The sequence below is a fragment of the Streptomyces sp. CB01635 genome, assembly GCF_002803065.1.
In the GTDB taxonomy this organism is placed as follows: domain Bacteria; phylum Actinomycetota; class Actinomycetes; order Streptomycetales; family Streptomycetaceae; genus Streptomyces.
On sequence record NZ_NNBL01000042.1, the window covers coordinates 16895 to 41421 of the forward strand.

General features: G+C 72.3%; 24 protein-coding genes. 17 read left to right on the plus strand and 7 right to left on the minus strand.

Annotated elements, in window-relative coordinates:
* Positions 1 to 276: 276 nt before the first annotated feature.
* The 14 genes from CG723_RS43240 to CG723_RS43305 all read left to right on the plus strand — a co-directional run bounded on the left by CG723_RS43240 (position 277) and on the right by CG723_RS43305 (position 13609).
* A complete protein-coding gene (locus tag CG723_RS43240; protein WP_100599049.1) occupies positions 277 to 1761 on the plus strand; it encodes an aldehyde dehydrogenase in 1485 nt (494 codons plus the stop codon).
* Between the two features lie 24 nt (positions 1762 to 1785).
* A complete protein-coding gene (locus CG723_RS43245) occupies positions 1786 to 2730 on the plus strand; it encodes a VOC family protein (RefSeq protein ID WP_100599050.1) in 945 nt (314 codons plus the stop codon).
* A complete protein-coding gene (locus CG723_RS43250; RefSeq protein ID WP_100599051.1) occupies positions 2727 to 3524 on the plus strand; it encodes an aspartate dehydrogenase domain-containing protein in 798 nt (265 codons plus the stop codon). The genes CG723_RS43245 and CG723_RS43250 overlap by 4 nt, the downstream gene beginning before the upstream one ends.
* Positions 3521 to 4300, plus strand: a complete 780-nt coding sequence (locus tag CG723_RS43255) for an alpha/beta fold hydrolase (protein ID WP_100599052.1) — start codon at positions 3521 to 3523, stop codon at positions 4298 to 4300. The genes CG723_RS43250 and CG723_RS43255 overlap by 4 nt, the downstream gene beginning before the upstream one ends.
* Before the next feature lie 10 nt (positions 4301 to 4310).
* Entirely contained in the window at positions 4311 to 4832 is a 522-nt protein-coding gene (locus CG723_RS43260) for a cupin domain-containing protein (protein WP_100599053.1), read from the plus strand.
* On the plus strand, positions 4825 to 5577 hold the full coding sequence (locus CG723_RS43265; protein WP_100599054.1) for an SDR family oxidoreductase: 753 nt from the start codon (positions 4825 to 4827) through the stop codon (positions 5575 to 5577). Before CG723_RS43260 ends, CG723_RS43265 begins: the two co-directional genes overlap by 8 nt.
* 19 nt (positions 5578 to 5596) lie before the next feature.
* On the plus strand, positions 5597 to 6379 hold the full coding sequence (locus CG723_RS43270; RefSeq protein WP_100599055.1) for an SDR family oxidoreductase: 783 nt from the start codon (positions 5597 to 5599) through the stop codon (positions 6377 to 6379).
* A gap of 10 nt (positions 6380 to 6389) precedes the next feature.
* A complete protein-coding gene (locus CG723_RS43275; protein ID WP_100599056.1) occupies positions 6390 to 8018 on the plus strand; it encodes a thiamine pyrophosphate-binding protein in 1629 nt (542 codons plus the stop codon).
* A gap of 15 nt (positions 8019 to 8033) precedes the next feature.
* Positions 8034 to 8978, plus strand: a complete 945-nt coding sequence (locus tag CG723_RS43280; RefSeq protein WP_100599057.1) for a PDR/VanB family oxidoreductase — start codon at positions 8034 to 8036, stop codon at positions 8976 to 8978.
* A gap of 20 nt (positions 8979 to 8998) precedes the next feature.
* Positions 8999 to 9223, plus strand: coding sequence for a recombinase-like helix-turn-helix domain-containing protein (locus tag CG723_RS43285; RefSeq protein ID WP_100599058.1), 225 nt, complete (start codon positions 8999 to 9001; stop codon positions 9221 to 9223).
* A gap of 4 nt (positions 9224 to 9227) precedes the next feature.
* The gene (locus tag CG723_RS43290) at positions 9228 to 10250 is read left to right on the plus strand and encodes an aromatic ring-hydroxylating oxygenase subunit alpha (protein WP_100599059.1); all 1023 of its coding nucleotides are present in this window, start codon (positions 9228 to 9230) and stop codon (positions 10248 to 10250) included.
* Positions 10247 to 11515, plus strand: a complete 1269-nt coding sequence (locus CG723_RS43295) for an MFS transporter (protein WP_100599060.1) — start codon at positions 10247 to 10249, stop codon at positions 11513 to 11515. Before CG723_RS43290 ends, CG723_RS43295 begins: the two co-directional genes overlap by 4 nt.
* Positions 11516 to 11712: 197 nt before the next feature.
* Entirely contained in the window at positions 11713 to 12384 is a 672-nt protein-coding gene (locus CG723_RS43300; protein WP_100599061.1) for a FadR/GntR family transcriptional regulator, read from the plus strand.
* 184 nt (positions 12385 to 12568) lie between these two features.
* Positions 12569 to 13609: a PAC2 family protein gene (locus CG723_RS43305; protein WP_100599062.1), complete on the plus strand. Its 1041-nt coding sequence runs from the start codon at positions 12569 to 12571 to the stop codon at positions 13607 to 13609.
* 162 nt (positions 13610 to 13771) lie between these two features.
* Here CG723_RS43305 and mshC read toward each other — a convergent pair whose 3' ends face one another.
* The 5 genes from mshC to CG723_RS43330 form a co-directional block, all read right to left on the minus strand.
* Complete coding sequence (gene mshC, locus CG723_RS43310) at positions 13772 to 15001, minus strand: cysteine--1-D-myo-inosityl 2-amino-2-deoxy-alpha-D-glucopyranoside ligase (protein ID WP_100599063.1); 1230 nt, start codon at positions 14999 to 15001, stop codon at positions 13772 to 13774.
* A gap of 92 nt (positions 15002 to 15093) precedes the next feature.
* Positions 15094 to 15534 carry an SRPBCC domain-containing protein gene (locus tag CG723_RS43315; RefSeq protein WP_159032687.1) on the minus strand — a complete coding sequence of 147 codons (441 nt, stop codon included), beginning with the start codon at positions 15532 to 15534 and terminating at the stop codon, positions 15094 to 15096.
* Positions 15535 to 15642: 108 nt separating this feature from the next.
* Positions 15643 to 16479, minus strand: a complete 837-nt coding sequence (locus CG723_RS43320; protein ID WP_100599065.1) for an SCO1664 family protein — start codon at positions 16477 to 16479, stop codon at positions 15643 to 15645.
* The gene (locus CG723_RS43325; protein WP_100599066.1) at positions 16443 to 17033 is read right to left on the minus strand and encodes a DUF3090 domain-containing protein; all 591 of its coding nucleotides are present in this window, start codon (positions 17031 to 17033) and stop codon (positions 16443 to 16445) included. Before CG723_RS43325 ends, CG723_RS43320 begins: the two co-directional genes overlap by 37 nt.
* Before the next feature lie 100 nt (positions 17034 to 17133).
* Entirely contained in the window at positions 17134 to 17820 is a 687-nt protein-coding gene (locus CG723_RS43330) for a histidine phosphatase family protein (RefSeq protein WP_100599067.1), read from the minus strand.
* 136 nt (positions 17821 to 17956) lie between these two features.
* Between CG723_RS43330 and corA the strand changes: the two genes are divergently transcribed.
* Positions 17957 to 18955, plus strand: coding sequence for a magnesium/cobalt transporter CorA (gene corA, locus CG723_RS43335; RefSeq protein WP_199842115.1), 999 nt, complete (start codon positions 17957 to 17959; stop codon positions 18953 to 18955).
* An 18-nt stretch (positions 18956 to 18973) separates the two neighbouring features.
* Here corA and CG723_RS43340 read toward each other — a convergent pair whose 3' ends face one another.
* Positions 18974 to 19762 (minus strand): hypothetical protein, encoded by a 789-nt coding sequence (locus CG723_RS43340; RefSeq protein WP_100599068.1) that lies wholly within the window; start codon positions 19760 to 19762, stop codon positions 18974 to 18976.
* Between the two features lie 235 nt (positions 19763 to 19997).
* Entirely contained in the window at positions 19998 to 21053 is a 1056-nt protein-coding gene (locus CG723_RS43345) for an LLM class F420-dependent oxidoreductase (RefSeq protein ID WP_100599069.1), read from the minus strand.
* A 128-nt stretch (positions 21054 to 21181) separates the two neighbouring features.
* Here CG723_RS43345 and CG723_RS43350 point away from each other — a divergent pair, with 128 nt between their 5' ends.
* Together CG723_RS43350 and CG723_RS43355 are read left to right on the plus strand one after the other, a co-directional pair.
* Positions 21182 to 22165, plus strand: coding sequence for an aldo/keto reductase (locus CG723_RS43350; RefSeq protein ID WP_100599070.1), 984 nt, complete (start codon positions 21182 to 21184; stop codon positions 22163 to 22165).
* Positions 22162 to 24441 carry an ATP-dependent DNA helicase gene (locus tag CG723_RS43355; protein ID WP_234374839.1) on the plus strand — a complete coding sequence of 760 codons (2280 nt, stop codon included), beginning with the start codon at positions 22162 to 22164 and terminating at the stop codon, positions 24439 to 24441. Before CG723_RS43350 ends, CG723_RS43355 begins: the two co-directional genes overlap by 4 nt.
* Positions 24442 to 24527 lie beyond the last annotated feature (86 nt).

Genomic DNA, 24527 nt, shown 5'->3' on the forward strand with positions numbered 1-24527 from the left:
CGAACAGAGGAGTTGCGCAGACACTAAGAGGACTTATCTAAGGGGTCAATGATTAATGACTTAGATACATCGGAAGTGACCTCACCGTCACCCTCACGTAACCCACCTCGGACACCTTCGCGCGACGACTTCGCCGCAGGGTCTTGCGGGAAAATACTTAAGCGCTTAGATTTCTAGCACTGAGCAAGCCGGTAGGCGCAACCAACGTGAGTGAGCGCCTCGGTGAGCCCAACTCCCCCGCACCCGTTGGCCGTAGACCGCCTGGAGGTCCCGCCCGTGCCTCACCACCCCACCGACATCCTGATCGCGGGCCAGTGGCGACGCGGCGCGGGCGAACCGGTCGAGACCGTCGACCCGGCCACCGGAGAGGTGCTCGCCACCGTCCACTCCGCGTCCGCGGACGAGGTCGACGAAGCCGCTCGGGCCGCCGCGCTCGCCGTGGCCGACCCGGCCTGGCGCGATCTCCTCCCCCACCAGCGGGCCCGGCTCCTCTACCGGATCGCGGAGTTGACCGAGGAGGCCGCCGGCGAGCTCTCGGCCCTCCAGACCGCCGACACCGGCAAGACCCTCACCGAGACGAAGGCCCTCGCGCTCAGCGCGGCCGGCACCTTCCGGTACATGGCGGCGGCCCTGGAGACGGCCGAGGAGACCCTCACCCCGTCCCGCGGCCCGTACGTGACGATGAGTGTGTACGAGCCGATCGGTGTCGTCGGCGCGATCAACCCCTGGAACTCGCCGGTCGCCAGCGACGCGCAGAAGATCGCGCCCGCCCTCGCCGGCGGCAATGCCGTCCTGCTGAAGCCCGCCGCCTGGACCCCGCTGGTCTCCCTCGCGCTCGGGCGCCTCATCCACCAGGCACTCGGAGAGCTCGGCCTGCCCACCGCGCTGCTGTCGGTCCTGCCCGGCAGCGGCCGGGTCGTCGGGGACGCGATCGTGCACCACCCCCTGGTGACCAGGATCGGTTTCACCGGCGGCACGGAGACCGGCCGGTCCATCGCGGCGGTGGCGGCCTCGAAGCTGATCCCCGCCTCCCTCGAACTCGGCGGCAAGTCGCCGACGATCGTGCGCGCGGACGCGGACGTCGAGCAGGCACTGGCGGGCGTGATGTTCGGGATCTTCTCGTCCAGCGGCCAGTCGTGCATCGCCGGATCGCGGCTCTTCGTCGCACGCGAGATCTACGACAGCTTCGTCGGCGAACTCGTCGAGCGGGTGAGCAAGTTGCGCGTCGGTCCCGGCACGGACCCCGGCACCCAGGTCGGACCGCTGGTCCACCACCGGCACCGGGACTCCGTCGCCGCCTATGTCGATCTGGCCCGCTCCGAGGGCGCCCGGGTGCTGTGCGGCGGCCGGGCGCCCGAGGGCGACACGTACCGGGACGGCGCGTACTACCTGCCCACCGTCCTCGACGGGCTCCCCAACACCTCACGGACCTGCCAGGAGGAGATCTTCGGACCCGTCCTGGTCGCCCTGCCCTACGACGACGAGGACGACCTGGTCCGCCAGGCCAACGACTCCGTCTACGGGCTCGCCTGCGGGATCTGGACCCGTGACCACCGGGCCGCGTGGCGCCTGGCCCGCCGGATCGAGGCGGGGACGGTCTGGATCAACACGTACAAGCAGTTCAGCGCGTCCACCCCGTTCAGCGGGATGAAGGACAGCGGTCTCGGTACGGAGAAGGGCCGCGACGCCATCCGCGCCTACCAGCGCCAGAAGTCCCTGTACTGGGGCACTTCGGACGCGCCCCTGCCCTGGGCCAACTGACCGCCCCGTCGTCTGGAGACACTCATGCCCCACCCATCGCCAGGACCCGTCGCCCGCCTGCGCTCCCTGCGCTACGTCGAGCTGCTCACCCCCGCGTTCACCGAGGCCGCCGACTTCTACGAGGAGGTCTGGGGCCTGCGGACCGTCGAGGCGGAGCGCGGCGCGGCGGCCTGGCTGCGCGGCACCGGCGAGGAGCACCACGTCCTGCACCTCACCCGCGCGGACCGCACGGGGCTCGGCCGGCTCGCGTTCGCCGTCGCCACGCCCGCCGAGGTCGACGAGGCGGCCCGGCGTCTGGAGGCCCGCGGGATCACCCCGGTCTTCGGCCCCGGACCGCTCGACCAGGTGGGCGGCGGCTACGGCCTGCGCTTCACCGACCCCGAGCGGCGACTCGTGGAGATCAGCGCGCAGGTCGAGGCGGTCGCGCCGCGCGGCAGGGACGCCGCCGTCCCCGTCGGCGTCACACACGCCGTCCTGAACACCGCCGACATCGACGCCTCCGTCGCGTTCTACTGCGACGTCCTCGGCCTGCGCGTCTCCGACTGGTCCGAGCACCAGATGGCGTTCCTGCGCTGCAACGCCGACCACCACTGCATCGCGTTCAACCAGGCCGAGTGGGCTTCCCTCAACCACGTGGCGTACGAGATGAGTTCGGTCGACCACTTCATGCGGGGGCTCGGCCGGCTCAAGCACCACGGCATCGACCCGCAGTGGGGCCCGGGCCGCCACGGCCCCGGCAACAACACCTTCTCCTACTTCACCGACCCGTCCGGCCTCGTGTGCGAGTACACGTCCGAGGTCGCGCAGATCGTCGAGGACGCCTGGATCGCGCGGGTGTGGCGGCGCGTGCCCGAGCTGTCCGACCTGTGGGGCACGGCGGGCCCGCCGTCGAAGGAGATCCGCTGTCACATGGCGGGGTCGCCCGACCCCGGTCCGCTCGCATCCACTTCCCAGGAGGTCCCCGCATGAGCACGGTACGCAAGGTCGGCCTCGTCGGCTGGGGCGCGATCGGTCGCGTCGTCGGCACCGCACTCGCCGAACAAAAGGTCCCCGGCGCCGAGTTGACGTGCATCATCGACAACCGCCCCCTCGGCGACACGGCGCCCGCGCCCCAGCGGACCTTCGACGAGGCCCTGGAGTGCTGCGACCTCATCGTCGAGGCGGCCGGGCAGGGTGTCGTACGGGAGTGGGGTGAGCGGGTCCTCGCCTCCGGCACCGATCTGCTCGTCGCGTCGACCGGGGCGCTGACCGACGACGAGCTGTCCAAGCGGCTGCTCGCGGCGGGCCCCGGCCGGGTCTACTTCACCGGCGGCGCGGTCGGCGGCCTCGACCTTCTCCAGGCGGTGCGCTCCCTCGGCCCCCTCGACGAGGTGCGGCTCACCACCACCAAGCTGCCGTCCACCCTCGAACAGCCCTGGATGGACGAGGAGTTGCTGTCCAGGCTGCGGACGGCGACCGGGCCCGTCGAGGTCATGTCCGGCACGGCGCGCGACATCCCCGTGAAGTTCCCCAAGTCGACGAACGTGGCCGCCTCGGTCGCCCTCGCCGTCGGCGACCTGGACGCTGTGCGGGTCCGGGTCGTCGCCGACCCCGGCGCCCGCCACACGCGGCACGTCGTCGAGGCGTCCGGAGCCCACGGCGCGTACCGCTTCGACGTCGCGCACCTGCCGGACCCGGGCAACCCCGCGACCAGCCAGGTCGTGCCGTACGCGGTGCTGCGCAGCCTGGCGGCGCTGGCCGGGCGGACGGGCCAGATCCTGTGAGCACCGTCCATGTCGAGGAGGCGGGCGACCACGGCCCCCTGCTGCTGTGCCTGCACGGCATCGGCTCCTCGTCGGCGGCGTTCGCCCCGCAGCTCGCCGAGCTGTCCGCGTACGCGCGGGTCGTGGCCTGGGACGCGCCCGGCTACGCCAAGTCGCCGGATCCCGAAGGGCCGTTGGACCTGGACGGGTTCGCGGACGCGGCGGCCGAGGTCATCCGGGAGCGCGGCGGACGCGCGCACGTCCTCGGTGTCTCCTGGGGCGGGGTGATCGCGCTGCGGCTCGCGGCCCGCCACCCGGATCTGGTCGAGTCCCTCGTCGTCGCCGACTCCAGCGCGGGCTCCGGCACCGACCCCGCCAAGGCCGAGGGCATGCGGGCGCGGGCCGCCGAGCTGGCCGAGCTCGGACCGCGCGCCTTCGCCGAGAAGCGCGGGCCGCGGCTCGTGTCCGGCGGGGCGCCCGAGGAACTCGTACAGCGCGTCGTCGACACCATGGCCTCGTCCGTGCGGCTGCCCGGCTACGCCTACGCCGCCGAGTCCATGGCCTCGGCCGACCTGCGGCCCGAACTGCCCGAGATCGCCGCGCCCACCCTCGTCCTGTGCGGCGACCAGGACCGGGTCACCGGCGTCGAGGCCTCTCAGGTCCTCGCCGGCGCCCTCCACAAGACCGCCTACGTGATCGTCAAGGACGCCGGTCACCTGGCCAACCAGGAACAGCCCGCGCGCTTCGACGCGTGGGTCCTGTCCCACCTCCGCATCACCGCCCGCATCCCCGAGTAGGAGTCCAGCCATGCCTCTGACCACCACCGACTACGACAACGGCAGCGACCTCGGCAAGTACACCGACTCGCTCATCGCCACCAAGGAGTCCCGTGTCGCGGACTTCAACACGCTCTCCTTCCAGGAGAAGGCGGGCCCGCAGTACCGCCGCGGCCAGATCCGCTACGTCGGCTCCGGCGCCACCGGCAACCACGAGAACGACTCCCGGATCCTCCCGTCCGGCGGCTTCACCTTCTCCAACATGCTGCTCCCGCCCGGCGCCGAGGGCCCCGAGCACACCCACCACGACGTCGAGGAGGCTTTCTTCGTCCTGGAGGGCCAGGTCCGCGTGGGTATCCACCGCGGCGCCGACGAGGTCGAGTACCGCACCCTCGGCTACCGCGACATGATCGTCGTCCCGGCGGGCGTGGCCCGGTCCCTGAAGAACGAGGGCGACACCGACGCCCTGTTCTGCGTCGTCATCGGCACGCAGAAGCCGCAGGTTCCGACGTACCCGGAGCACTCGCCGATGCACGGTGTCACCCGTGACTGACCCCTCAGGGGACGCCGGCACCGTCGTCGTCACCGGGGCGGGCCGTGGCCTGGGACTGGCCATGGCCCGCCGGGCCGCCGAGGACGGCTTCCGCGTCGTGGTCGCCGAGCTCGACACCGAGCGCGGGACCCACGCGGCCGAGGAGTTGCGTGGTGACGGACTCGACGCCCACTTCGTGCGCTGCGACGTGGCCGACCCCGAATCGGTCGACGAACTCGCCGGTCGCGTACGGGAACTGGGTCCGCTGTACGGCCTGATCAACAACGCGGCTCTCGCCAACGGCGTCGGCGGCAAGGAGTTCCAGGACATCGACGTCGAGGTGTGGGACCGCCTGATGACGGTCAACGCCCGCAGCCCCTGGCTGGTGTCCAAGGCCCTGTACCCGCTCTTCGGCTCGCCGGGCCGGATCGTGAACGTCGCGTCGGACGCCGCGCTCTACGGCTCGCCCCGCCTCGCCCACTACATCGCCTCGAAGGGCGCGGTCATCGCGCTGACCCGGGCGATGGCCAGGGAGCTCGGCGACAAGGGCATCACCGTCAACGCGGTCGCGCCCGGCCTCACCGAGTGCGAGGCCACCGAGACCGTGCCCGAGGAGCGGCACGAGCTGTACCGCTCGGGCCGGGCCATCTCGCGGCCGCAGGAGCCCGGCGACCTCATCGGTCTCGTCGCCTTCCTGCTCGGCGAGGAGTCCCGCTATCTCACCGGACAAGTGATCGCCGTCAACGGCGGCTTCACGATGAACTGACCCACAGGAGTGCAGAATCATGGATCTGGGCCTCGCCGACCGGACCGTCCTGGTCACCGGCGGCAGCTCGGGCGTCGGCCTGGCCACGGTCCGCGCCCTTCTCGACGAGGGCGCGCGCGTCGCGACCTGCGGCCGTGACGCCGACCGCCTCGCGAAGGCGGCGGCGCGCCTCGGCAGCGACCGCCTCCTGACCGGCGTCTGCGACGTGCGGGACGCGACGGCCGTACAGGGCTTCGTCCGGCATGCCGCCGACACCTTCGGCGGCCTCGACGGGCTCGTCAACAACGCGGGCCAGTCCCGCATGAAGAGCCTCGACGAGTCGACCGCCGACGACTGGCGCGACGAGCTGGAGCTGAAGTTCTCCGGCGTCCTCAACCCGCTGCACGCCGCCCGCCCACACCTCGTCGCCTCGGACGCCGCGTCCGTCGTGAACGTCAACGCCGTCCTCGCCAAGCAGCCCGAGACCCGGCTGATCACGACGAGCGCCGCCCGCGCCGGCATCCTCAACCTCTCCAAGTCCCTCGCCACCGAGCTCGCCCCCGAGGGGATCCGCGTCAACTCGGTCTGCCTCGGCCTCGTCGACACCGGCCAGTGGACCCGCCGGCACGCCGCCGCGGAGTCCGGGCTCTCCTACGAGGACTGGCAGGCGGAGCTCGCCGCCGACCGCGGGATCGCGCTCGGACGGCTCGGCCGGGCCGAGGAGGTCGCGTACGCGATCGTCGCGCTGCTCTCGCCGCGTGCCTCGTACATCACCGGAACCAGCATCGACGTCTGCGGCGGAGTCGGCCGCTCCATCCTCTGAGGAGACCACCATGCGTTACGACACCGGAGGCGATCTCCTCGTCGCCGTTCTGCGGGAACTGGGCATCGACACGGTCTTCGGGATCGTCAGCGTGCACAACCTGCCGCTCGTCGAGGCCGTCGACCGCGAGCTGCGGTTCGTGCCCGTGCGCCACGAGGCGTCCGCCGTCAACGCGGCCGACGCCTACGGCAGGGCCCGCGGCACGCTCGGCTGCGCCCTCACCTCGACCGGGACGGGCGCGGGCAACGCGGCCGGCTCCCTGATCGAGTCGCTGGCGTCCGGCACGTCCGTCCTGCACATCACCGGGCAGGTCGAGTCGGAGTTCCTGGGCAGCGGGCGCGGTTTCATCCACGAGACCAAGGACCAGCTGGGCATGCTGACGGCGGTCTCCAAGTACGCCGCGACCGTGCCGTCCGCCGACGCGGCCGGCCGCGTCCTGCGCGAGGCGGCCCGCGCCGCGCTCACCGCGCCGGGCGGCCCCGCGAGCGTGGAGTGGCCGGTCGACCTCCAGTACGCGGCCCAGACCGACACCGCCGTCGAGGAGTTCACGGAGGCCGCCGTGCCCGCGCCCGGTGACGACGAACTCGCCGCCGCGGGCGCCCTGCTGGCCTCGGCCGAGCGCCCGGTGATCTGGGCCGGTGGCGGTGCCACGCGCGCCCGTACCCAGCTCGGGGACCTGCTCGCCGCGACCGGCGCCGCTCTCCTGACGTCGAACTCCGGCCGTGGCGCCGTCCCCGAGGACCACCCGCAGGTCGTCGGCAACTTCGCGACGACGCCGGCCGGGCGCGCCCTGCTCGCCGACGCCGACGTGCTGCTCACGATCGGCACCCACTTCCGGTCCAACGAGACAGCCGACTACGGCCTCGAGCTCCCCGCCGCCCACATCCAGATCGACCTGGACGCGGCCGCGCTCAGCCGCGTGTACCCGGCCCGGCACGCGCTCCACGGCGACGCCGCCGACGTACTGGAGCGGCTCCTCCCGTACGCGAAGCCCGCCGAGCCGGGCTGGACGGCGCGGGTCACCGCCGTCCGCGACGACGTGCGCGCCACCCTGCACGACAACATCGGCCCCCAGGCCGCCATCTGCGACGCGATCCGGGCCGCGCTCCCGCGCGAGGCCGTCGTCGCCCGCGACGTCACCATCCCGTCCAGCAGCTGGGGCAACCGGCTCCTCGACATGTACGACCCGCGCGACAACATCTTCCCGCGCGGCGGCGGCATCGGGCAGGGCCTCGGCATGGGCATCGGGGCCGCGCTCGCGAGGCCCGACGCGCCCACGGTCGTCATCGCCGGTGACGGCGGGCTGGCCGTGCACCTCGGCGAACTGCTCACCCTCGCCCAGGAGCGCCCGCGCCTGACCCTCCTCGTGTTCAACGACGGCGGCTACGGCGTCCTGCGCAACATGCAGGACCGGCACAGCGACCGCCGCTCCGGCGTCGACCTCACCACGCCCGACTTCGAACTCCTCGCCCGGGCCTGCGGGTTGCCCTATCTGCGGATCGCCGCCGCCGAGCACGCCGAGCCCGTCATCGCCGAGGCCGTCGCCTCCGAGGGGCCGACGCTCGTCGAGGTCGACCTCGCCTCGCTCGGCCCGATGAAGAACCCGTTCACCCCGCCCGTGAAGATCCCCACCGCGTAGGGAGGCCCCGCAGCCATGACCGCAACCGACGAGACCCTCCTGAACCTCCTCGTACACCGCATGACCTGGGAGGCCGACGGCGTCCTGTCCGTCGAACTGACCCACCCGGACGGCAAGCCCCTGCCCGCGTGGGAGCCCGGCGCGCACCTCGACGTCCACGTGGGCGGGCAGGTCCGCCAGTACAGCCTCTGCTCGGACCCGCGCACCCCGACGTCGTACCGCATCGGTGTCCTCAACGAACCGTCGTCACGCGGGGGTTCGCGCCATGTGCACACGAAGCTGCGCCCCGGCCAGCGGGTCACGGTGTCGGCGCCGCGCAACCACTTCGCGCTTCAGGACGCGCCGGGCTACGTCTTCGTCGCGGGCGGCATCGGTGTGACGCCGATCCTCGCGATGGCCCGCGAGGCCGCGCGTCGGGGTGCCGCGTGGCGCATGGTGTACGGCGGTCGCAGCCGTGCGTCGATGGCGTTCGTCGACGAACTCGCCGCGCTGGGCGGCGATCTGACGGTGGTGCCGCAGGACGAGCAGGGCCACATCGACCTCGCGTCCACACTCGCCGGGCTGCCGGACGGGACGCTCGTCTACTGCTGCGGGCCCGAGCCGCTGCTCGCCGCCATCGAGGCCCTCTGCCCGGCGGACCGGCTGCGCGTCGAGCGGTTCGCGGCCCCGGTCGTCGAGCGCTCCGCGGACGACGAGGGCTTCGAGGTCGAGTGCCGCACCTCCGGGCTCACCCTCACCGTCGGCGCCGATACCTCGATCCTGGAGGCGGCGGAGGCGGCAGGCCTGGATGTGGCCAGCTCCTGCCGCGACGGGATCTGCGGGTCCTGCGAGACCCGGGTGCTCGACGGCACGCCCGACCACCGCGACTTCCTGCTCTCCGATGCCGAGCGGGCCGCGGGCGCCTCGATGATGATCTGCGTCTCGCGCTGCGCCTCCGGCCGCCTGGCCCTCGACCTGTAACCCCTTCCCTGGAGGCACGTGTGACCACCACCTGGCCGTACCTGGACGTCCACCAGTCCCGTACGCACGAACCCACCCCCTACGAGTACAAGCTGGCCGCCACCCTCGAAGAGGTCTTCACCAAGGACGGCCACGAACTCGCCGATGTCATCCGTGGGCTGAATGCCCGCCAGGTCCACGCCCCCGACGGCGCCCCGTGGACCGAGGACTCGTTCCGCGCCGAGATGCACCGACTGGGAGCGTGACCCGATGACCGCCACCACGACCGCCTCGGCGGCTTCCTCCGCCGACCACATCTACGCGACGGGCCTGCGCAACCAGTGGCACCCCGTCGTGCCGTCCTCGTTCGTCGCGCCCGGCGCCATGCGCAAGGTGACGGCGCTCGGCGAGCAGTGGCTCCTGTTCCGCCGCTCCGACGGCACGCTGTCCATGCTCGCGGACCGCTGCCCGCACCGCGGCGCGCCCCTGTCGCTCGGCAAGCACCTCGGCGACCGGGTGGCATGCTGGTACCACGGCGTCGAGGTCGAGGGCGACGGCACCGTCTCCTCGGTGCCCGGCCTGCCCGGCTGCAACCTGGAGGGCAAGAAGCTCGTCAGGTCGCTGCCCGTGCGCGAGGTCGGCGGCGCGGTCCTCGCCTACTTCGGCGACGAAGAGCACCCGGAACCGGCCGAGTTGACGCTCCCGGAGCCGCTCACCGACCCCGGCACCGACGCGATCCTGTGCTACGCGGAGTGGGACGTGCCGTGGCGCTACGCCGTCGAGAACCTCCTCGACCCGATGCACGGTGCCTTCCTGCACCACGACTCGCACACCATGTTCGACGGTGACACGACGGCCAAGTTCCGCATTCGCGAGACCGACCGGGGCTACTTCTTCGAGAAGACCGACCAGCGGGGCGTCAACTTCGACTGGGTCGAGCTGTGCCAGACCGGCGTCGACTGGGTCGACCTGTCGATCCCGTACCCGCCGTCGGCCGGCCCCGGCGGCCCGTTCGGCATCGTCGGCATGGTCTGCCCTGTCGACGAGAAGCGCTGCGGCGTCTTCTTCTGGCGCTACCGCAGGGTCGAGGGCTGGCAGCGCGACACCTGGCGCTTCCTCTACAAGACCCTCATCGAGAAGCGCCACTGGGATGTGCTCGAGCAGGACCGCGTAATGCTGGAGGCCATGCCGGCCGATGCCGACCAGCGCGAGAACCTCTACCAGCACGACCTGGGCGTGGTGCGCCTGCGCCGCATGTACCGGGCGGCCGCCGCGGAGCAGGCGTCTGCATGAGTTCGAGAGCCCGCTGGGCCGGCGTCCTCAGCCTCCTGGTCATCGTCCTGATCAGCTACGTGGACCGGGTGAACGTCTCCGTCCTCATCACCGACGAGGCGTTCACCGACCACTTCGGCATCACCGGTGACCGGGTGGCTCAGGGCGCCCTGTCGACCGTCTTCCTCGTGGGGTACGGCATCACGGCCTTCTTCCTCACCCCGTTCTACGAGACGACGCTCGGGGTGCGGCGCGGCCTGTTCGTGAGCGTGGCCCTGTGGTCGGTGATGACGCTGCTGTCGCCGTACGCCCTGGGCGCGCTCACGCTCACCGCCCTGCGTGCCCTGCTGGGCGCGGCCGAGGGGCCGCTGTTCTCGCTCAAGACGATGTACGTGCGCGAGCACTTCCCGCCGCACGAGGCGGGACGGCCGAACGCGGTCAGCTCGATGGGGGTGTCCCTGGGCACGGCCGCGGGTCTCCCCCTGATCACGTATCTCGTCTATCACTTCGACTGGCATACGTCGTTCCTCGCCCTGGCCGCGCTCAACGCGGTGATCGGCCTGCCGCTGATAGCCCTGTTCGTCCGTGGCCGGGGTGTGGCGGGGGCCCGCCGGTCCGGGTTCGGTGCCACCCTCAAGGGCGCCCTGAGCATGCCGCGCCTGGCGCCGATCCTGCTCATCGAGATCGCCACGCTCGCGTATCTGTGGGGTTCGAGCGCCTGGCTGCCGTCGTATCTGATCCAGGAGCGGCATTTCTCCCTGGCCGCCATGGGCGCCGTGTCGTCGCTGCCGTTCCTGATGTCGCTGGTGTCCGGGTTCCTCGGCGGGCTGCTGCTCGACCGGCTGCCGCGGCGGCTGCTCGCGCTGCCGTTCGTCGTCGGCTCGGCCGGCACGGCGGTCTGTGTCCTCCTCGTCGCCGGGGCGGACAGCGACGGGGCGGCGGCGACGGGCCTGATCCTCGCGGGCGCGTTCTGGGGCCTGCAGGGTCCGGCGATCCCCACGCTGGTCCAGCACTGCGCGCCGGCCCGTTTCGTGGGCAGCGCGTACGGGGTGGTCAACGGGGTCGGCAACCTGGTCTCGGCGTTCATGCCGATGCTGATGGGCGTGGCCATCGCGGCGAGCGGCGGGCACGGCTTCGGCGCCGGGTTCACGCTGCTGGCCGGGGCGCAGTTGATCACGCTGGTGTGCGGGGCCTGGCTGCTCGCGCGGCCGGTTCAAGGTCCGTCGGGCGCGGGTGCGCAGTCCTCGACAGAGTGCTCCGACTTGGAGCACAGCCAGGCGGGTTGAGGCCGCCCGGCCGGGGAGATCCCGGCCGGGCATGCGCCGTTCGTCGTCCGGGTGTTCCGTTCCCGCACCCGCACGATCAGGTCGTGGTTGCGGGACTCCGCCGCGCCCACCGCATCCCTGCACACATAATGAGCCGATACATCGGAGGTATCGGCGCTCCAGACGGTGGCGCTCCAACCGAGGACAGGGAGGCCGCCATGGCTGTCACCGACGAGGCCATCGAGAAGATCAAGGGCATGATCGTCTCCGGCGCCCTGCGCCCGGGCGACCGCCTCCCGAAGGAGAGCGAACTCGCCGCCGACCTCGGCCTCTCCCGCAACTCCCTGCGCGAGGCCGTCCGTGCCCTGTCCCTCATCCGCATCCTCGACGTGCGGCAGGGCGACGGGACGTACGTCACGAGCCTCGACCCCCAACTGCTCCTCGAGGCCCTGAGTTTCGTCGTCGACTTCCACCGCGACGACACCGTCCTCGAATTCCTCGCGGTGCGCCGCATCCTGGAGCCGGCCGCGACCGCGATGGCCGCGACCCGGATCGACGAGGCGCGGCTCGACGCGCTCGCGGCCCAGCTGGACGCGCTCGGCCCCGCGCCCTCGGTGGAGGAACTCGTCGCCTCCGACCTGGAGTTCCACCGCGGCATCGTGCAGAGCTCGGGCAACTCGGTCCTGTGCTCGCTCCTCGACGGCCTGTCCGGCCCGACGACCCGGGCCCGCGTCTGGCGTGGCCTGACGCAGGAGGACGCGGTCAGCCGGACCCTGCACGAGCACCGGGCGATCCTGGCGGCGCTGCGCGACGGTGACGCGGAGGCGGCCCGGTCGTGGGCGACGGTGCACATCGCGAGCGTGGAGCAGTGGCTGCGCTCGACACTCTGACACGGGTTCCGCTACGGGCGTGAAGGGGGAGTGCGAGGGCGGATCGTGGGGCAGTGATCCGGTCACTCCCCCGTACAAGGGGGCTGCGGACGGCCCTCGCGGACGCCGTAAGGTGGGCAGGTACGCGATGGGGGGTCCCCCCAGGCCATCAGGGCACTGGGGGAACGTCGGAAGGAGGCGCTGGGTGATCGAGCTCGAGGGGGTTCCCGAGCTGGTCGACCCGGTCATGGTGGCCGCGTTCGAAGGCTGGAACGATGCCGGTGACGCCGCCTCTGCCGCGGTCGCGCATCTCGACAAGGAGTGGAAGGGCGAGGTGTTCGCGGCGCTCGACGCCGAGGACTACTACGACTTCCAGGTCAACCGGCCGACGGTGTGGCTCGACGGCGGCGTGCGCAAGATCACCTGGCCGACGACCCGGCTCTCCGTGGTCAGGGTCGGCGGCGACAAGCCGCGCGACCTGGTCCTGGTCCGGGGCATCGAGCCGTCGATGCGGTGGCGTTCGTTCTGCAACGAGCTGCTCGGGTTCGCGCACGAGCTGGGCGTCGAGCTGGTCGTCATCCTGGGCGCGCTGCTCGGCGACACCCCGCACACACGGCCCGTGCCGGTCAGCGGCGTCACGTCCGACGCGGACCTGGCGCGCACCATGGACCTGGAGGAGACCAAGTACGAGGGTCCGACGGGCATCGTCGGCATCCTCCAGGAGGCCTGCACACACGCGGGCGTCCCCGCGGTCTCCCTGTGGGCGGCGGTGCCGCACTACGTGTCGCAGCCGCCGAACCCGAAGGCGACGCTGGCGCTGCTCAACCGGCTGGAGGACCTGATCGACCTGCGTATCCCGCTGGGCGAACTGGCCGAGGACTCCCGGGCGTGGCAGCTGGGCGTGGACCAGCTGGCGGCGGAGGACAGCGAGGTCGCCGAGTACGTGCAGTCGCTGGAGGAGGCCCGGGACACGGCGGAGCTTCCCGAGGCGTCCGGTGAGGCGATCGCCCGTGAGTTCGAGCGCTATCTGCGGCGCAGGGACGGCGGCGGCCCTCCGGGCGGTCCGGCCGGCCACGCGACGGACGGCGGCGACACGGCGTCGTACCTGCGGGACACCCCGAGCGAGCGCACCCGGCCGCCGCGGCCCCAGCGCCCCGATCCGGGCACGGACACCCCCGGCGGGACGGGTGATACGGACACGTCCTCGGACTCCGGGGACGATTCCTCCGAGGACTCGCCGGAGTAGGGCGACGACGGCTCAGCAGGGGCGGTGCACACGCGGTGTGCACCGCCCTTTCGCTGTGCGACCGCCAAGGCCCAGGGCAAAGGTGACCGCCCCCGAACTCCGTGGAGTTCGGGGGCGGTTGAGGTTGTCTGCATCCCGGGGCCGGGCCCGGGACCCGGGTGTCTAGAGCGCCACTCCGAGCAGGGCGTCGACCGCGCGGGACACCACGCCGGGCGCCCCCTCGTCCGTACCGCCCCGCTCCGCCTGAAGGGCGGCCCAGCGGTCCACGGCGAGCAGCGCCGCCGGTGCGTCGAGGTCGCTCGACAACGCTTCGCGGATCTCCTCGACGAGCGCCGCGGCGGACGGTCCGTCGGGCCGGGAGACGGCGGCACGCCACCGGCCGAGCCGCTCGACAGCGTCGCTCAGGACCTGGTCGGTCCACTCCCAGTCGGCCCGGTAGTGGTGCGCGAGGAGCGCGAGGCGGATCGCGGCCGGGTCGGTCCCGTCGCGGCGCAGCTTCGAGACGAAGACGAGGTTGCCCTTGGACTTGGACATCTTCTCGCCGTCGAGCGCGACCATGCCGGCGTGGACGTACGCCTTGGCCATGGGGAACTCGCCGGTGAGCACCTGCGCGTGCGAGGCGCCCATCTCGTGGTGCGGAAAGGCCAGATCGGACCCTCCGCCCTGGACGTCGAAGCCCATGCCGAGGTGGTCGAGGGCGATGGCGACACATTCGATGTGCCAGCCGGGACGCCCCTGGCCCAGCGAGCCGCCGTCCCAGCTGGGCTCGCCCTCGCGGGCGGCCATCCACAGCATCGGGTCGAGCGGGTTCTTCTTGCCCGGGCGGTCCGGGTCGCCGCCGCGCTCGGCGGACAGCAGTCGCATCGCCGCGGCGTCCAGGCGGGAGACCTGGCCGAAGTGGGGGTCGGACTCGACGGAGAAGTAGACGTCGCCCTCGAGTTCGTAGGCGGCGCCCATGTCCCGGAGCCGTTCGACGAGCGGCACGATGCCGGGTATCGCCTCGACGGCTCCGATGTAGTGCTGCGGCGGCAGCATCCGCAGGGCGGTCATGTCCTCGCGGAAGAGGGCGGTCTCGCGCTCCGCGAGTCCGGTCCAGTCGACGCCGTCACGGATCGCGCGCTCGAGCAGCGGATCGTCGACGTCCGTCACGTTCTGGACGTAATGAACCTGCCGCTTGGTGTCGAGCCACACGCGCTGAACGAGGTCGAACGCGTTGTAGGTCGCCGCGTGACCCATATGGGTCGCGTCGTACGGGGTGATCCCGCAGACGTAGATACGGGCGACGGGACCGGGCTCGAGGGTGACGAGGCCATCGGTCGCGGTGTCGTGGATCCTCAGGTCGCGGCCCTTGCCAGGCAGGACGGGGACCTCAGAAGCGGGCCAGGCATGCATGCCATGAGCCTAACCGGACGGAGCTTCCGCATACGAACCGGACCTGGTCCGATGGCCGGGAAGGCCCTCTTGCGGTCCGCCGGGGTGCCATGTCAGGCCTCGACGGTGGCACGGATGGATCCCGAGAGTCCGAAGTGGCGGATGCCGTGCAGCAGATGGGCTCTGAGCCCCGTCACGAAGTATGTCCACCCCTGGGTCTGCCCGACGGCCCGCGCGGCGCCCTCCAGGCTCTGCCCCATGGGCTGCTCGGTGATCGTGAGAAGGGTGGCCGCGCCGTCGTCGGCCCGCTCCAGCTCGATGGTCACGTCTCCCCCGGGCCAGCTCCACGAGATCAGCCGGTCCGTCTCCACGGGCCCGACCGCGACGTCGAACGTCGCGTCGACATGGCCGAAACGCCAGGTCACCGTGGTGTTGGGGATCATCGGGGCGGAGGCGTCAGCCGTGAAGAAACTGGACAGCCCCTCCGGGCTCACGATGGAGTTGAACACGTCCTTCACGGGCCGGTCGATCCGGTCCTCGACGATCAGTTTCACGGCGTGGCCTCCGTTCCAGGGACCCCTCGAGGGTCTCTTCGAACGTAGCCGCAGCCGCTGACATGCGCCCCCCGGACAGCGCGGACCGCAGGGGTCACAAGGGTGGGTTCAGACGGGCGGCCAGGGGATGGCGGGCCACTCCCCGCTCGGCTCCCGGTGCTTCCCGGTCGTGAGCATCGCGTCGACCCGTGCGCGTACGGCGTCCAGCTCGGCCTCGGTGATCAGCTCCGCGAGCCGCAGCGCGAGGGGTTTCCCGGTCCCCAGAGCGCCCGTGAGCGTCTTGAGGGCCTCGGTCGCCTCCCCGGTCAGGGGCTCCCCCGCCCAGCCCCACAGGAGCGTGCGCAGCTTGTCCTCGGTGTTGAAGGAGACGCCGTGGTCGATGCCGAACAGGCGCCCTTCGGCGTCGACGAGGAGGTGACCGCCCTTGCGGTCGCCGTTGTTGATCACCGCGTCGAGCACGGCGAGGCGCCGCAGCCGTACGTCGTCGGAGTGCACGAGCAGCGCGGTGCGCCCCTCGCCGACCTCCGCGAACCCGACGGCCTTCCAGCCGTCGCCCGGCTCCTCGCCCTCCACGAGAGCGAGCAGCTCACCGCCCTCGACGGGCTCGTCGGGCTGGTCGATCCACAGCTGGCACATGCCTTCGCCGTAGGGCCCGTCGCGCAGGACGGTCGGCGGTACGAGGCTCCAGCCGAGGGCCTGGGACACCTCGTAGGCGGCGACCTCGCGCCGGGCGAGATTGCCGTCGGGGAAGTCCCACAGGGGGCGCTCACCGGCGACGGGCTTGTACACGCAGGACGCCTCGCGGCCCTCGTGGGTGACCGTGCACAGGAGCACCGCGTTCGACGCCTCGCGGATGCGCCCCCGGACCGCCAGCTCGCCCCTGATGAGGAGGTCCGTGTCCGAGACGGTCACGCTCCTCGCCGGTATCCGTTCTGACGCGGGCATACGTGTCCCTCCGGGTCGAGCGGCAGACTGCACAGGGGGCACGGCGGACGCCCGGCGTTCACGACGTCCAGGGCGCGCTTGGCGAACGCGCGCGCCTGTACGCCGGTGAGCCGGACCCGCAGCATCGGGGGGCCGTTCTCCTCGTCCTGGAGCAGCCGTTCCTCGGCCTCCGCGAGGTCCTCGTCGGTGTCCGCGTCGAGCTCGACGAGCGCCTGCGCCTCGACGATCATCCGCTCCTCCTCGCCGTCCCAGGCGAGGGCCATCGTGCCGACCCGGAACTCCTCGTCGACGGGCGACTCCAGGGGCGCGGTGTCGTGGATCTCCGTGGGCACGACGGCCGGCACCGGCGCGTTCCCGCCGCTGCGGCGCACGACCTCGTCGAGGAGCTCGTCCATGCGCTCGGCCAGCGCGGCGACCTGGGTCTTCTCCAGGGCCACACTCGTCACACGGGCGCCGTCCGAGGCCTGGAGGAAGAAGGTGCGGCGCCCGGGGAGCCCGACCGTGCCGGCCACGAAGCGCTCCGGAGGGTCGTAGAGGAACACCTGACGGGACACGTCCTGTCTCCATTGGAATCGACTGCTGGGACCGACCGCTTGATCGGGCGCGGCAACAACTGCAGTTACTGCGACGGCTTCACCCTACTGCGGCGGACGATCACGGGGCGCCCGCGCCGCCCCCGACCGGTGCGTCCCCCTCGGCCGGCTTCTCGCGCGGGGCGAGCGACGCGAAGTCGCCGGTGTCGCCGAGGCGTACGAGATAGGGGCGGAGCCGGGTGTAACGGATCGCGGTGACGGAACAGGGCTCCACGGAGATGCGCTGGAAGAGGTCCAGATGAAGCCCTATGGCGTCCGCGACGAGCGACTTGATGATGTCGCCGTGCGAGCACATCAGATAGGTGGCGTCGGGGCCGTGGTCGCGCTCCACGCGCGCGTTCCACTCGCGTACGGCCTCCGCGGCCCGGTGCTGCATGGCCCGCATGGACTCGCCGCCGGGGAACGCGGCGGCCGACGGGTGCTGCTGCACGACCTCCATCAGCGGGTCGTCGACGAGCTCGGCGAGCTTGCGGCCCGACCAGTCGCCGTAGTGGCACTCGCCGATGCGGTCCTCGGCGTGCGGGGTGAGTTCCGGGCGGGCGGCGAGGAGTGGGGCCAGGGTCTCCTGACAGCGCTGGAGTGGGCTGGTGACGATCTCGGCGAGGGGCACCGCGGCCAGTCGCCCCGGCAGCGCGGCGGCCTGCGCGGCGCCGCGCTCGTCGAGGGACACACCGGGGGTCCAGCCGGCGAGCAGGCCCGCGGTGTTGGCGGTGGAGCGTCCGTGCCGGACGAGAATCAGCGTGGGCATGCGGGCAAGCCTAGGGGGTGTCTGAAAGTTCCCCGCGGCGTCCCGACGACCGGCACTCCTTGCTCCAAGGGAACTTTCAGACGCCCCCTCGCCTCGCGACATGCGGCCCCGGCGCCCCCTGGGAAGAATACGAAGGGTGATCGTCGACTGCGGCATCTATCGCGACGGGCGCAGGACCGAGGGGCCCGCGGACTTCTCCGACGCGCTCGCCGAGGCCAGGGTCGAGGGTCACTCCTTCGTCTGGATCGGCCTGTACGAGCCGACGGAGGACGAGTTCGCGCGGGTCAGCGACGAGTTCGGGCTGCATCCACTGGCCGTCGAGGACGCGCTCAAGGCGCATCAGCGGCCGAAGCTGGACGTGTACGACGACTCGCTGTTCGTGGTGCTCAAGCCGGTCGTGTACGAGCCGGACAGCGACAAGGTGTCCTCCGGGGAGGTCATGCTCTTCATGGGCGACTCGTTCGTGGTGACCGTCCGGCACGGCGAGGGCGCACCCCTGAAAGCCGTACGCAAGCGGCTCGAGGCCGATCCCGACGTGCTGCGGCACGGGCCCACCGCGGTCCTGTACTCGATCGCCGACGCGACCGTCGACCACTACCTGGAGGTCGCGACCGAGCTCCAGACCGACATGGAGGGGCTGGAGGCCGAGGTGTTCTCGCCGGAGGGGGGCGGCTCGCGCAACACGGCGTCCAGGATCTACACGTTCAAGCGCCAGATCCTGGAGTTCCGCAGAGCCACGGGCCCGCTGATGCCCCCCTTGGCCAAGCTTTCCGGAACCGGCCCGTCCATGGGACCCGTGCCCTTCGTGAACGAATCGGCGCGGCCGTTCTTCCGCGATGTCAGCGACCACCTCCTGCGCGTCAACGAGTCCGTGGACGCCCTGGACCGGCTCGTCTCGGACATCCTGTCGGCGCATCTGGCACAGATGGGCGTGCGGCAGAACGACGACATGCGGAAGATCTCGGCGTACGCCGCCATGGTCGCGGTCCCGACACTGATCGCGGGCGTCTACGGCATGAACTTCGACCACATGCCGGAGCTGCACTGGACGTGGTCGTATCCGCTGGTGATCCTCCTGATGATCTCCCTGGAGCTGCTCCTGTTCCGGACGTTCAAGCGGCGCGGCTGGCTGTAGCGCGCCTTCCGCGGGGGCCTACGCGAACTCGACCGCGCTCGTCGCGGGCCCGCCCAGCGCGTTGCGCCGCTCCGGCATCTCCAGGGACACCATCCGCCGCCAGCCGACCAGACGTTCGTACGCGTACATGGCGTGGATACCCGCCGCGAGCAGGGCCACCTTGGGCTTCGGCCAGCGCAGGATGTGCCCCATGTGGTCCATCACGGCGAGGCTGACGTCGCGGTAGACGCGGATCTCCTCCAGGGCGCACTCGCGCAGGATGCGCTGGATGTCGCGGCCGTGGCCCGCGTACGCGAAACGCAGCAGCTCCTCGTGGCAGTACGCGAGGTGGTTGTCCTCGTCGGCCGAGATCATCTTCACCGCGCGGCCGATGTCCGGGTCGTCCGCGAAGTACTTGCGCAGCAGGTCCATCTGCTCGGAGGCCCGCTGCTCGGTGACCCGGCTGTGGGCGAGATACGTGACGATGTCCCGCACGGTGAGCGGTTCGTCGGCCTTGAGCTGCTCGTGCGCGAGGCCGATGCCGTGCTTCTCCAGGAGCATCGTGTAGTCGGTCTCCGGCGGGACGTCCACGGGCTTCAGGCCGCGCTTCTTCATCAGGGCGTTGAAGATCCGCCCGTGCTTGTCCTCGTCGGCACCGTGCCGCGCCACCTTGGGCGCGAGGTCACGCTCGCCGGCGGGGACGAGCGCGGCGATACGGCCGTTCTCCCAGCCTCCCTGCGACTCCCCGCTCGCCGCGATGGAGCAGAAGAGCCGGAAGGACTCGTCGTCGTCGAGGATCTCCTGGAACAGGCTCTTGGCCGACAGCATCTGTGGCACCTCCGTGCGCGCCGCGCGTTCCGTGCGTGGTTCCGCCGAAAACGAGTCAAATACGGCATGCCGGACCGGGCAACAGCTGTACGGGGCCAGTCGGCCGAAGGAAGGACCCCGGGAGAGGGTCCTTGGGCGTAACCAGGTGCCCGATGAGGCGTTGTTACCCGTGACGGCCGTGGCGGGGAAGACCCCCGAGCCCCCACCACGGCCGCAGAACTTTCCTCCCCCGCGGTTACGCCAGTCCGGCCCGCTCCAGGGCCTCGGTGCCGGCCCGCAGGGCCGCGATCCGCTCGTCGAGCGTGAAGCCGGCGGGGGCCAGCGTCAGCGTCGTCACCCCGGCAGCCGCGTAGGCCTGCATCCGCTCGGCGATCCGCTCCACGGAGCCGAGCAGCGTCGTCGAGTCGATGAGCTGATGCGGCACCGCGGCCCCCGCACCCTCCTTGTCACCGCCCAGGTACTTGTCCTGGATCTCGGCGGCTTCCTTCTCGTAGCCCATGCGCTGGGCGAGCTGGTTGTAGAAGTTCTGCTTCCGGCTGCCCATGCCGCCGACGTACAGGGCGGTGTACGGGCGGAACATGTCGGCGAGCGCCGGCACGTCCTTGTCGGCGCCGAGCGCGAGGGGCAGCGTCGGGACGACGTCGAAGCCCTCCAGCGTCTTGCCTGCCTTCTCGCGCCCCGCCCGCAGGTGCGTCAGGGCGGTCTCCTCCAGGTGCTCGGCGGCCGGGAAGATCAGCAGGGCGCCGTCGGCGATCTCGCCGGTCTGCTCCAGGTTCTTCGGGCCGATCGCCGCGATGTAGAGCGGGATGTGCTCGCGCTCGGGGTGCACGGTCAGCTTGAGCGGCTTGCCCGGGCCGCCCGGCAGCGGCAGCGTCCAGTGCTCGCCCTCGTACGACAGCCGCTCGCGGCTCATCGCGCGGCGCACGATCTCGACGTACTCGCGGGTGCGGGCGAGCGGCTTGTCGAACTTCACGCCGTACCAGCCCTCGGAGACCTGCGGGCCCGAGACGCCGAGGCCGAGGCGGAAGCGGCCGCCGGACAGGGAGTCGAGGGTCGCGGCCGTCATCGCGGTCATCGCGGGCTGGCGGGCGGGGATCTGCATGATCGCGGAGCCGATGTCGATGCGCTCGGTCTGCGCGGCGACGTAGGAGAGCACCGTGGGCGCGTCCGAGCCGTAGGCCTCCGCGGCCCAGCAGACGGCGTAGCCGAGCTTGTCGGCCTCCCGCGCGACGGCCAGGTTGTCCGCGTCCATTCCGGCGCCCCAGTAGCCGAGGTTGATGCCGAGCTCCATGGCCGATCCCCTTACTGCTCAGTAACGTCCTTTGTCCGGGCACCCTAGCGCGCCGGTTCGGCGGTCGGCGCAGGCCGGTTGTCCACAGGCCCCCAATAACCGACTTCCGGCCAGTAATCTCAGCGCCCATGGAGCAGAGGCATCTCGGCCGCACCGGCCTGCGAGTGTCCCGGATCGGGCTCGGCACCCTCACATGGGGCCGCGACACCGACGAGCACGACGCCGCGGACCTGTTGAAGACCTTCTGGGAAGCGGGCGGCACACTCGTCGACACGGCCGATGTCTACGGGGGCGGGGAGGCCGAGTATCTCCTCGGGCAGCTCGTCGAGGGCCTCGTGCCGCGGCGCGATCTGGTCATCTCGACGAAGGCGGGCAGCGTGCCCGACCCGGACCGCCGCTTCGACGGCTCTCGCGGACATCTCCTCGCCGCCCTCGACGCGTCCCTCGCCCGCCTCGGCACGGACTACGTCGACCTGTGGCAGGTCCACGCCTTCGACACGGCCACCCCGCTCGACGAGACGCTCCAGGCCCTCGACATCGCCGTGAGCAGCGGCCGCGCCCGGTACGCAGGCGTCTCCAACTTCTGCGGCTGGCAGCTGGCCAAGGCCGGCACGTGGCAGCTCGCCGCACCGGGGATACGCACCCGGCTCGCCAGTACGCAGATGGAGTACTCGCTGCTCCAGCGCGGGGTCGAACGGGAAGTGCTGCCGGCCGCGCTCGACCTCGGCATCGGCCTGCTCCCGTCGTCGCCGCTCGGCCGCGGGGTTCTCACGGGCAAGTACCGCAAGGCCACGCCCGCCGACTCGCGGGGCGCGTCCGACCACATGGCACCCTTCGTCGCGCCGTACCTCGACGACGCCGCGACCCGCATCGTCGACGCGGTCATCACGGCGGCGGACGGCCTCGCGGTGACGCCGCTCCAGGTCGCCCTCGCATGGGTCCGCGACCGGCCGGGCGTGGCCGCCCCCATCATCGGCGCGCGCAACTCGCAGCAGCTCACGGCGGCATTGTCAGTGGAGGCCCTTAGTCTTCCTGACGAGATCTGCCAGGCGCTCGACGACGTGTCGACGCCCGTGCACCGATATCCCGATCAGGACTGGAGCACGCTGTGAGTACGGAGCCCGCTGCCGCGGAGGGCCACCCGGGCCCGGCCGACACCGACGCGCCCCGCGCCGGGCAAGGCGCGGAGGCCACCGGCCCCGAGGAGACCGGCCCCGAGGAAGGGGCCGGCACACCTGGTCCGGACGAGCCGGACGAAGGCTCCGGCGCCGCCGCGGATCAGGACGGAGCCACCGCCGAAGGCAAAGACGAAGGCGCGTCCGAGGCCGCCGCCGAGATCGCCGCGCAGCGTGAGTTGCAGGAGCGGATCGCCCAGCGGAAGGCGGCCAAGGAAGGGCCCATCGCGGCCGGGGGGAAGCTGAGCGGTACGGCCGCCGATCTCCTCGCCGCGGTCCGGGCCGTCGAGAGCGGTGAGCGGCCCGCCGCCGTGTTCAGCGAGCCGGATCCGGCTCCCCGCAAGATCGTCGCCGAGCCCGTCCGCCGTGCGCCGGCCGCCGCGCCCGCGGGGCCTGCCGAACCGGCCGTGGCGGCCGTCGACGCCGTGCGGGCCGTCCTGACCGAGGGCGGCGCCCCCGTCTCGCTCGCCGCTCCCGCCGCCGCGACGCTCGGCGAGGGCGCGGACAGCGTGCTCCGGGACGACCCCTGGCAGCTTCTGCGGATCCCTGGCGTGCGCCCCGAGCAGGCGGACGGCTTCGCCCGCGCGCTGCTCGGCGCCGAGTGCGGCCCCGACGACGAGCGCAGGGGCCGCGCCGTCACCGTATGGCTGCTGGAACAGGCCGCGGTCGCGGGGCACACCGCCCTGGACGCGCCGCTGCTCGCCCAGGCGCTGGGCAAGCGCGCCGTGCCCGATCCGGACGAGGCGGTGCAGAGCGCCATCGCGGAGGGCGACGCGCTCGTATTCCAGGACGCGCTGGAAGAGCCGCCCGGCGGTCCGGCCAGCGCCCCGGAGAGCGCCCGGAAGACCGCCGCGGAGGACGGGGCCGAGGACGGCTCGGATGACGGCCATGAGGACGGTGAGGAAGCCGAGCGGCCGGTCCGGGTGCTCGTCGGCCTCGAGCGGTACGCGCTCGCCGAGGAGAGCCTCGCCGACGGACTCGCCCGGCTGGTCAACTCCCTCTCCAAGGAAGACAGTTCACAGGCCCTCGCGGACTGGGAGCCTGCCGCTGCGGCCGCGTCCGGTTCCACCGCCGAGCTGATCAGGGCGTCCGCCGGACACGGCCTCGTGCTGCACACGGGCGCCGAGGCGGCCCGCGCCGAACCCGCCGCACTCGTCCAGGCCGCGGCCCGCCTCGGCCTGCGCGTGTGCGCCGCGGCGCACACCGTCGACGGGCGGCGCCGCCTCGCCGAGCACTTCGGCCCCGGCGCCCCGGAGGGCACGGCGGTCACCGTGTCCGGCCTGCTGTCCGGCGCCGAGGGCCCGGGCCGGGACCGGGACGGCGCGCTCGCGGTGGACCTCCTGGTCGTCCTGGACGCGCCGCAGCTGGACGTGGAGACGGCCGCGATGCTCGCCGAGTCGCTCCCGGACGGCGCGCGGCTCGTCCTCAGCGGCGACCCGTCCGTCCTGTGGTCCGCGGGCCCCGGCCGGGTCTTCGCGGACCTCCTCGCGGCCCGCGTGTGCCCTCAGATCGCCTCCCGCACCCCGGACCCCGGCCCGGTCGGCGAGCTGGTCTCCGGCATCGGCGTGGGCGAGCTGAACCAGGTGGAGGCCCCCGGCAAGGAGGTGGTGATCGTGCCGGTGCGCGACGCCGCCGAGGCGATCCACCGTGCCGTACAGCTGGTCGCCGACTCGGTGCCGCGCGCGATCGGTGTGCCCTCCGAACAGACCCAGGTCATCACCCCGGGCCACGGGGGCGCCGCCGGGACGCGCGCGCTGAACGCGGCCCTCAAGGAGCGCCTCAACCCCGGCCCCGGCCGCTTCGGCGGCTTCGACCCGGACGACCGGGTCGCGTACGCACCGGCCCCGGGCCGTACCGTGCCCGGCCGGGTCGTGCGGGCCGACGCTCAGGGCCTGCACCTGGACTGCGCCGGGACCCCGGTCGTCGTGCCGCAGGACGCGGTGGAGCGGACCGTGCGGCACGGGTGGGCGCTGACCGCGCACCAGGCGGTGGGCCTGCGGTGGCCCGCGGCGGTGGTCGTACTGCCGGGCGACGCGACGCAGGCCCTGAGCCGCCCGTGGGTGTACACGGCGTTCGGCCGCGGTGAGCGGCATCTCTCGGTGGTGCACGGCGCCGACGCGGCCCTGCCGATCGCCGTGGCCGAGGTCCCGGCCAAGCCACGTACGACGCGTCTGCAGACCCTGCTGCGCGCGCAGGTCCCCACGGCACAGTAGGCACACAGCGGCAAGCGGGAGGGGCGGGCGGACCGATGTCCGCCCGCCCCTCCCGCTCACTCGCTCACACCGTCACCGGCCCGCGT

What these genes read in the sequence shown, in the direction of transcription:
- CG723_RS43245 (WP_100599050.1), top strand. Translation starts at nt 1,786, where the DNA reads ATGCCCCACCCATCGCCAGGACCCGTCGCCCGCCTGCGCTCCCTGCGC.
- CG723_RS43250 (WP_100599051.1), top strand. Translation starts at nt 2,727, where the DNA reads ATGAGCACGGTACGCAAGGTCGGCCTCGTCGGCTGGGGCGCGATCGGT.
- CG723_RS43260 (WP_100599053.1), top strand. Translation starts at nt 4,311, where the DNA reads ATGCCTCTGACCACCACCGACTACGACAACGGCAGCGACCTCGGCAAG.
- CG723_RS43270 (WP_100599055.1), top strand. Translation starts at nt 5,597, where the DNA reads ATGGATCTGGGCCTCGCCGACCGGACCGTCCTGGTCACCGGCGGCAGC.
- CG723_RS43275 (WP_100599056.1), top strand. Translation starts at nt 6,390, where the DNA reads ATGCGTTACGACACCGGAGGCGATCTCCTCGTCGCCGTTCTGCGGGAA.
- CG723_RS43280 (WP_100599057.1), top strand. Translation starts at nt 8,034, where the DNA reads ATGACCGCAACCGACGAGACCCTCCTGAACCTCCTCGTACACCGCATG.
- CG723_RS43290 (WP_100599059.1), top strand. Translation starts at nt 9,228, where the DNA reads ATGACCGCCACCACGACCGCCTCGGCGGCTTCCTCCGCCGACCACATC.
- CG723_RS43295 (WP_100599060.1), top strand. Translation starts at nt 10,247, where the DNA reads ATGAGTTCGAGAGCCCGCTGGGCCGGCGTCCTCAGCCTCCTGGTCATC.
- CG723_RS43300 (WP_100599061.1), top strand. Translation starts at nt 11,713, where the DNA reads ATGGCTGTCACCGACGAGGCCATCGAGAAGATCAAGGGCATGATCGTC.
- mshC (WP_100599063.1), bottom strand. Translation starts at nt 15,001, where the DNA reads ATGCATGCCTGGCCCGCTTCTGAGGTCCCCGTCCTGCCTGGCAAGGGC.
- CG723_RS43320 (WP_100599065.1), bottom strand. Translation starts at nt 16,479, where the DNA reads ATGCCCGCGTCAGAACGGATACCGGCGAGGAGCGTGACCGTCTCGGAC.
- CG723_RS43330 (WP_100599067.1), bottom strand. Translation starts at nt 17,820, where the DNA reads ATGCCCACGCTGATTCTCGTCCGGCACGGACGCTCCACCGCCAACACC.
- CG723_RS43340 (WP_100599068.1), bottom strand. Translation starts at nt 19,762, where the DNA reads ATGCTGTCGGCCAAGAGCCTGTTCCAGGAGATCCTCGACGACGACGAG.
- CG723_RS43345 (WP_100599069.1), bottom strand. Translation starts at nt 21,053, where the DNA reads ATGGAGCTCGGCATCAACCTCGGCTACTGGGGCGCCGGAATGGACGCG.
- CG723_RS43350 (WP_100599070.1), top strand. Translation starts at nt 21,182, where the DNA reads ATGGAGCAGAGGCATCTCGGCCGCACCGGCCTGCGAGTGTCCCGGATC.